Annotated in this window: 6 protein-coding genes and 2 tRNA genes; 4 read left to right on the forward strand and 4 right to left on the reverse strand. The window is 55.6% G+C overall.

Annotation, left to right across the window (positions count from 1 at the left end; translation table 11 throughout):
• Positions 1-36: 36 nt before the first annotated feature.
• The 3 genes from LJE63_03945 to LJE63_03955 form a co-directional block, all read right to left on the reverse strand.
• Complete coding sequence (locus LJE63_03945) at positions 37-774, reverse strand: hypothetical protein (GenBank protein ID MCG6905756.1); 738 nt, start codon at positions 772-774, stop codon at positions 37-39.
• A gap of 273 nt (positions 775-1047) precedes the next feature.
• Positions 1048-1248 (reverse strand): hypothetical protein, encoded by a 201-nt coding sequence (locus tag LJE63_03950; GenBank protein MCG6905757.1) that lies wholly within the window; start codon positions 1246-1248, stop codon positions 1048-1050.
• A 325-nt stretch (positions 1249-1573) separates the two neighbouring features.
• Positions 1574-1650: transfer RNA gene (locus tag LJE63_03955), tRNA-Arg, on the reverse strand.
• A gap of 141 nt (positions 1651-1791) precedes the next feature.
• On the opposite strand from LJE63_03955, the gene tadA reads away from it, so the two are divergent.
• The 4 genes from tadA (at position 1792) to LJE63_03975 (ending at position 5836) form a co-directional block, all read left to right on the forward strand.
• On the forward strand, positions 1792-2277 hold the full coding sequence (gene tadA, locus LJE63_03960) for a tRNA adenosine(34) deaminase TadA (GenBank protein MCG6905758.1): 486 nt from the start codon (positions 1792-1794) through the stop codon (positions 2275-2277).
• Between the two features lie 63 nt (positions 2278-2340).
• The gene (locus LJE63_03965; protein ID MCG6905759.1) at positions 2341-3633 is read left to right on the forward strand and encodes an adenylosuccinate synthase; all 1293 of its coding nucleotides are present in this window, start codon (positions 2341-2343) and stop codon (positions 3631-3633) included.
• A gap of 181 nt (positions 3634-3814) precedes the next feature.
• Positions 3815-3891, forward strand: a tRNA-Pro gene (locus LJE63_03970).
• 199 nt (positions 3892-4090) lie between these two features.
• Positions 4091-5836, forward strand: coding sequence for a transposase (locus tag LJE63_03975; protein MCG6905760.1), 1746 nt, complete (start codon positions 4091-4093; stop codon positions 5834-5836).
• Positions 5837-6482: 646 nt separating this feature from the next.
• Here the strand turns inward: LJE63_03975 and LJE63_03980 are convergent.
• Positions 6483-7562 carry an alcohol dehydrogenase family protein gene (locus LJE63_03980; protein ID MCG6905761.1) on the reverse strand — a complete coding sequence of 360 codons (1080 nt, stop codon included), beginning with the start codon at positions 7560-7562 and terminating at the stop codon, positions 6483-6485.
• Positions 7563-7856 lie beyond the last annotated feature (294 nt).

Raw genomic sequence — 7856 nt, forward strand, 5'->3', positions numbered from 1 at the left:
TCCGAGTGGCTTTAATGAGAGGGTGGTCAGCATTGCCTATGATTTCTTTGCCTTGCTTCTAAATATCCTCGACCATATATGCCGTTTGTGATGAGGGAAATCCACGGGAGACTCAATCAACTTGTTGAGAAACTCATCGACCCCTTCCTCAATCCATTCGTTACCGGCAAACTGCTTGATTGACTGTTCGATTGAATTCTTGTCTTCCGGCGGTGTCAACTCATCGTCAGCCAGGCGCTCTTCCAGGAAGGCAACGAGCTTTTTATAGGAAATCAAGTGTTCGATTTTTCCCTCTCGGATGATAATTTCTTCAAGATCATTGCATATCCGTTCAGTGGTGATACCGTGCAGAAAATGCTTTGGAGATCCGCCGCTGAATAAGGATGAAATCAAGTAGCGCAAATAATAAAGACGCCTGCCTGCCCGCCAGATTCGATCGAGCTGTTCTTCGTTTTCAGGTTCTCTGGCATAAGCTTCCAGGGCATCCCGATACGGCTTCTCCCATCTGGCGAGCACCAGATTCTTGATGAAGAACAGGTTAATGATAAGCATCCCCAAGACACTGGTATTACGCAGAGAAGGAGGAATCTCGCTCGACCAATTCCAGAGAAAGTAGATAAAGAGCAAGATCATGATAACTGTGCGTAGTAGCGTAAGTTTGGATGTTATCATGTGAGGGTCGTGACGGCGGGCAAAAAAATACGCGAGAAGCAAGAATAGAACAACAACCTGAGTGTAGGCGTTAAACATGGCAGAAACAATGTGATTCAGCATGATGCCCTCCTCGGTTTTAGTCAGGCGGGTGATGGTGATGGTGAGGTGAGGTGAGGTGATAAGAACTTGCTTTGGGAGCCCGTCCACATCGCCACTTCCCGAATTGTGTCCTGCCGGCTTGTAAGCCCAACATGTAGTGCCGGCCGGAATCGGCTGTGTATACAACAATACTCTACCCATCGGCCTTGAGCGGTGTCAAGCCGAAATTCCGGAGCATCGGGCGGGAGTTGGTGATTTTCGGCCGAGCCTCTCCAGAAACCCGGACAGCGGCCTTTAAAAATATGCGTCCACGGGGTAGATAGGATCGATCATCTGGTTGTCCGCGGTGGGAAGATAGCCCTCAACGTCTTCGGCGACGTAGTGCACCGGCGGCACGTTGGCCCTCGGTGCCGGCTTTCGCCGTGCGCCCCACAGCCCCGGGTGCTCGAGGATCTTGCGGATCACTTCGCTCTGCTCGATGAACCGGCGGTTCATTGGGTAACCAGCCTCCGATCGAGCGCCGGTCGCACACGCACCCGGGAATTTCGTGAAAAATTGCGTGCGCGAAAGAGATAGTGGTGGGCCAGGTCGTCTGGTTTGGGAGGGGGGTACGGGGGGGTATCCCCCCCGGGGTGGTCCGGGGAAAGGAGATTCTGGGTTTTGTTTTGAAGGCGAAGCTCCGGGGTGGGCGATCAAAAAATCAGTGGTCGCCAACCCTGGTGGGAATCCAGGCCCGAAAATTTGGTGGGGCTAAAGTGGGGCTAATTTCGATAAAAGAAAAAGGGGCCACAGCCCGATCACTGTAACCCCTTGATTTAATTGGTGCGCCCGGCAGGATTCGAACCTGCGACCTACGGATTCGTAGTCCGGCACTCTATCCAGCTGAGCTACGGGCGCAAATGAATTCCAGTTGAAATTCGAAAGCCTAATAAGCTAAAGTGGCGTTCTTGTCAACGATTAGTTCGGAATTCTCCCAACGCACGGGCAGATTCCGGCCGGCCCCGGCGAGCCGGCCGAGGTGCCCCAGCAAAGCCCTTTATGTTAAACGATCCTCTTGAAATGATGCGGCTTGCGCTGGCTGAGGCCTTCAAGGCCGCGGCCGTGGGGGAAGTGCCGGTGGGGGCGGTGCTGGTTTCGGCAACAGGTGAAATTCTTGCCAGGGGGCACAACCAGCCAGTGACCCGAAACGACCCCACGGCGCACGCCGAAATCCTGGCTCTGCGCCAGGCGGCCGAAAAAGTGGGTAATTACCGTCTGCCCGGCACCACCCTGTATGTGACCCTGGAACCTTGCATCATGTGCATGGGCGCGCTGCTGCATGCCCGGGTGGCGCGGCTGGTGTACGGGGCGCCGGATCCCAAGGGGGGAGCGGCGGAGAGCCTCTACCGAATAGCGGCGGACGCGCGCCTGAATCACCGGATCGAGACCGTGAGCGGTGTTCGCTTGGCGGAATGCCGGAGGATCCTCCAGGATTTTTTCCGGGCGCGTCGGAAATCTGTTGCAAACGCCCCAGCCATGCCTTAGAAAGTCAAGGTTTTGCAAAATTGGCGGGCAAAACTTCAATACGATCGCGAGAAGGAGAAGCCGGTGGCAAACATTGTGGTTGTGGGCACCCAGTGGGGGGATGAGGGCAAGGGCAAAATCGTCGATCTCTTGGCGGAGTACGCCGACAGCGTGGTACGCTTCCAGGGCGGCAACAACGCCGGGCACACCATGGTGGTCAAGGGTCAGCAGTTCATCAGTCACCTCGTGCCCTCGGGAATTTTGCAGAACAAGACCTGCTTTATCGGAAACGGCATGGTGGTCGATCCCGAGGTTCTGATCGAGGAGATCGAGTACCTGAACGCCTGCGGTGTAGCCGTCACCCCTGAAAATCTGCGGATCAGCGAGCGAGCCCACGTCATCATGCCCTACCACAAACAGGTCGACAATGCCCGCGAGCGCCTCAAGGGCGACAAGAAAATCGGCACCACCGGCCGTGGCATCGGCCCCTGCTACGAAGACAAGGCCACCCGCCGGGGGATTCGCTTCGCGGAATTGATAAGCGCCGGCATTTTCAGGGAGCGGCTGATCCCCATTCTGGATGAGAAGAATTTCTACCTGGAACACTACCTGAAGGACGAGCCCCTGTCCTTTGAGGCGATCATCGCGTCTTACGAGGGATTTGCCCGCAAACTGGCGCCCTTTGTCACCAACATATCGGTGGAACTGTCGCGTTCAATCGCCGACGGCGCCCAGGTGCTTTTTGAAGGTGCCCAAGGCACCCATCTCGATATCGACCACGGCACCTACCCGTTTGTGACCTCCTCCAACACCGTCGCCGGCAACGCTTGCAGCGGCTCCGGTGTCGGGCCGCGGGTGATCACCGGCGTGTTGGGGATCGCCAAGGCCTACACCACCCGGGTCGGCGAAGGCCCCTTCCCCACCGAACTCTTCGACGAGACCGGCGATCAGATCCAGCAGCGCGGGGCGGAATTCGGCGCCACCACCGGCCGCAAGCGCCGCTGCGGCTGGCTGGATACGGTCATCGTGCGCAACGCCGCCCGCTTAAACAGCTTAAGCGGCCTGGCGATCACCAAGCTTGACGTTCTCGGCGGCCAGGAGCAGATCAAGATCTGCAACGCATACAGCCACAACGGCCAGGTGTTGAAGGAATTTCCCACCAGCCTCACAATTCTGGCGGAATGCGAGCCTGTTTATGAGACCCTGCCCGGTTGGTCCGAAGACATCCGCGCCATCCGCCGCTTCGACGACCTGCCGCCAAACGCCCGCGATTATCTCAAGTGCATCGAAGCGCTGACGGGCGTTTCGATTGAGATCGTGTCCGTCGGGCCCGGACGCGACGAAACCGTTATTCTTAAAAACCAGTTCGCCCGCTGACGATCTATCGAACCGCGCCCAACCCGACAGCTTTTGAAAAACCCCCGCCCGGGCTGCCCGAACATCAGGGCCCCGGAAAGCCCATGGGATGCAAGTGGGGAAGCGTCCGGGCTTTTTGCAGCCTTCTCAACTTTTGATTGACAAGCGCCGGCTTGTGGCTTAAAAAACTTCCACATGTTGTCGGGACGTGGCTCAGTCTGGTAGAGCACAGCGTTCGGGACGCTGGGGTCGCTGGTTCAAATCCAGTCGTCCCGACCACAATAAAAACATTTAGTTAGGGCGCCTTTCGGGGCGCCCTCTCTTTTGGGCTTCTGGCTAATCCTTGATGGACCGGTAAAAAGTCATCTCATTCTACCTTGCTGAAAAAATTGAAAAACCCGCTAATTTCCTCTTGCCTTCCGCGGCCCTCTATGGTATGAAAACCCATATGATTACGGCAGCTTAATCGGGGGAAGGCATGATTCGCATCAAAGACCACAAACAGCAACATCTCTTCGACCCATGGAGCTTTCTGAGCTCCAAACGGCGGCAGATACTGGAAGAGGGGTGGCCGGGGCTTTTCCGGGAGCATCTTTTGGAGGAGTTGCCCGTTGAGCAATTGGCTTCCTTTTTTTCCAGCGACTCCGGCAGGCCGACCAAAGAACTGCACACCGTGCTGGGGGTGCTGTTGCTGCAGCAGGCGCTGGACCTCAGCGACAAGCCCGCCATCGATCAGCTCTGCTTCAAAATCCAGTGGCACTTTGCGCTCAACATCCCCGAGGAAAGCGATGAGGCCAAATACATCAGCGAAAAGACCCTCTATTCCAGCCGCCAGAGACTCATCGAAAAAGGCCTGGACCAGATCATCTTCGAGCAAACAGGCCAAAAGCTGGCCGCGGTGTTTGGAGTTGATCCTGAAAAACAGCGCCTCGACTCGGTGCACATCCGCTCAAATATGCGCAAACTGGGGCGCATCAGGATCTTCAGCCAGACGATCTTAAAGTTTCTGGTAAACCTAAAACGGCACCACCGCGACCTGTTTGACGGCATTAACCCGGAGGTGACGGCGCGCTACTGGGGCAAGAAAGCCCAGTCCGCCTTTTCCCTGGTCAAACCCTCGGAATCGGGGAAAACGCTTAAAACCGTCAGCACCGATTTATTTGATCTGATCGAGCAGTTCAAGGACCAGCCGGCTGTTTGCGCCATGCACAGCTTCAAGCTGATGCAGCGGGTGCTCTCCGATCAGTGCAAGATCAAAACCGATGATACCGGCGGCCCGAAGGTTGAGGTCAAAAAGCCGGCCGAGATCCCGTCGGATTCCTTGCAAAACCCCTCGGACCCGGATGCCACCTACAGCGGCCACAAAGGCCAGGGTTACCAGGTGCAGATCATGGAAACCTTCAGCTGCAGTGAGGATACGGCTGAAAGGGAGCAAACGCTGAATCTGATCACCCATGTGGCGGTTGAGCCCGCCTGTGAAAGTGACGCCCATCCGCTGGTCCCTGCTATTGCCGATACCCAGGTCCGTGGCCTGGGCCCCGAAGAGCTGCTGGCCGACACCCCCTACGGCAGCGATGAAAACCACCGGGTCGCGGCGGTGGCGGAGGTCGAGTTGGTCGCCCCCACCAGCAAGGGCGGTGAGAAAAAGCCCCTGAGCGAATTTCAATTCGATGCGGCCGGCAACGTCACGACCTGCCCTGCGGGGCATGCCCCCACCTGCTGCAAGCCCAAAAAGAACGCGAAACACTGCGCTGTTTTTGAACTGGAGCGCTGTAAAGCCTGTCCGCGGCTCTCGGAATGCCCGGTGAAACTGGGCCGAAACGGCGCTTACGTAAACTACAGCGCAAAGCAGGCCCGCCTGGCGCAACTCAGGGCCTGGGAGCAAACCGAGACGTTCTTGGATAACTACCGCTGGCGCGCCGGGGTGGAGGCCACCATGAGTGAGCTTGACCGGCTGACCGGAATCAAGAGGCTCAGGGTCCGGGGATTTGGAGCTGTGCGCTTCTGCGCCATCATGAAGGCCGCCGGGTTGAATCTATTGCGGGCAGCCAGGGTCCGGCGGGCCAGGGCAAAGGCCTTGGCCGCCCTAAACGGCTGTTTTGGGGTCATTTTAAGCGCGCGCCGGGTTTTCAAAGAGCGCGTCCAAGCTGGCGTGGCAAATTTTGGCTTGATTTACCCCGACCAACCGCCGGCGACCTCGGCTGACTTCAAATTGGCCGCCTGATTTTTTACGGGCCCATCAATTTTGGCGTACTTTTCCCGGTACCCCAAAAATCCGCCGTAAATTCACTCATGGCCGTACTGCTGCACCTGGTGGCGTGATGCTTTTCTATGAAACTCCAATTTTAAAAAAAACGTATTTTTTTGTAAAATGGCCATGGCACGGCCCATGCCTAAACCGCCCGCTAAGCCATACTAAGACATTAAAATAAATTATAAATTCAATTAATTGGAATAAACCCAACCGTTCGGGACGCTGGGGGCCGCTCGTTCAAATTTAGTCGTCCCGACCACAAAAAAACAAATAGTTAGGGCGCCTCTCGGGGCGCCCTAACTATTGAATCGTGCTGACTGTTTTGAAAGTTCCGCAAAAAGGCCAATTTCTGCGTTGCGCTGCATCTCAAAGTCGCTGCGGCGTACATAAGTACCCCTCACTCCACGAGATTTGCGCGCCTTGAATTTGACATTTCTACGAAACTGTCTGGATTTTGACTTTTTACTGGTTCATCTGTTTTGGCAGTGGTGTGAAAATGGCGTTTAGGAGGGCTATCCGCCGACCTTAGACGATGCCATTGTCGCCCCCTTCTACCCCGTGGCGGCATCGTTTTAAAATTCCTTTCGGCATTTGGTGTTCGTCGCCTCAAAGGGTTTTAATGTTCTGGAATCAAGACGAATTTTCCCACGTGTTCTTTTTTTAGAAACTGCTTTTGCGCTGCAACGATATCGGTGAGCGGATAGGTCGCGGCAACGATCGGGCGGATCTCACCATTTTCGATGTAGCGGACCAGGTTGGGAAATACCGGTTCATCCCAGGCGGTTGTGCCAACGAACGTGATGTCCTTGAGGTACATATCGCGCATATCGAAACTCACGATAGGGCCGGCAATCGCCCCCGAGGAGGTCAGCCGGCCGCCCCGTTTGAGCAGTTTTATCATCGTTCCGAAGTTTCCCCCGGCGACATTGTCGACGACGACGTCGACGCTCTGTTCACCGAGTTCGGCGATGAGGTCGGTACTCCGGTCGAAAAGAGTGTCGATCCCAAGGTCATCCATTCGGGCGTGCTTTTCACGGTGGGCAGTGCCCACCACTTTAGCGCCGCGCCTCTTCGCCAGCTGCACCGCGGCGGAGCCGACGCCTCCTGAAGCCCCGGTGACGAAAACGATGTCCCCTGATCTCACACCGGTTCTGTGGAGCATGTTTTCCGCAGTGCCGTAAGCGCAAGGGATCGAACCGAGTTCGGCATCGGACCAGCCGCAGTCAACCGGAAACACCTCGCTGCCCCAGACTTTCACGTATTGAGCAAAAGCACCGTCGAAATCCGATCCCATCCAGATGTTTTCCAGAGATTGAAAGTCGAACTTGCGGATGCAGGGGCGAACCAGTACCCGCCTGCCGAGGAGCCGTTGGGCGTCAGCATCTGCCTTGATGACGATACCGCAGCAATCAGTGCCTTGAATGAAGGGGAAAGGCGTCGCTTTGTCCCAGCCGCCGTCCGCCTGCTCGTGATGGCTACTGTCGCTGGAGCTTGAGGTTTCGTTGGTGGATTTGGTCACGCTCGATGAGTACCACCCCAATCGGGTATTGATTTCCGTGTTGTTCATGCCCGCCGCTAGGACTTTGATGAGTATTTCTCCCGGTTTGGGTTTCGGCATCGGGACATCCGTGTAGACCAGTTTCTCGAAGCCGCCGTTGCCGGTTGTGAGAACGGCTTTCATGGTGCGATCAGTCATTTCGTCCCCCTGGTAGTGATTTTCGTGCCGCCACGGCACGTTGGCAACAAACTTTTTTATTTTTTATATACCATGGAAGCACGCCCCTTGCCAGGTTGAATGGTAAGCCGCCTCATCGGCAGGATCACTTTGAGCAACGCAGTTATCTAAATTCAAAACAAGCGTGAAATAATCATCCCGCTCGAAAAAAAACTCGAAATGTCCTTAAATTCAGTGTATTATGTGTTTGTCTGAACAATAACCACTGAATAGAAAGGAGCATTTCGAGTGAAAAGAAATATCAGCAAAAAATTG

The organism is Desulfobacteraceae bacterium, from assembly GCA_022340425.1.
GTDB lineage: Bacteria > Desulfobacterota > Desulfobacteria > Desulfobacterales > JAABRJ01 > JAABRJ01.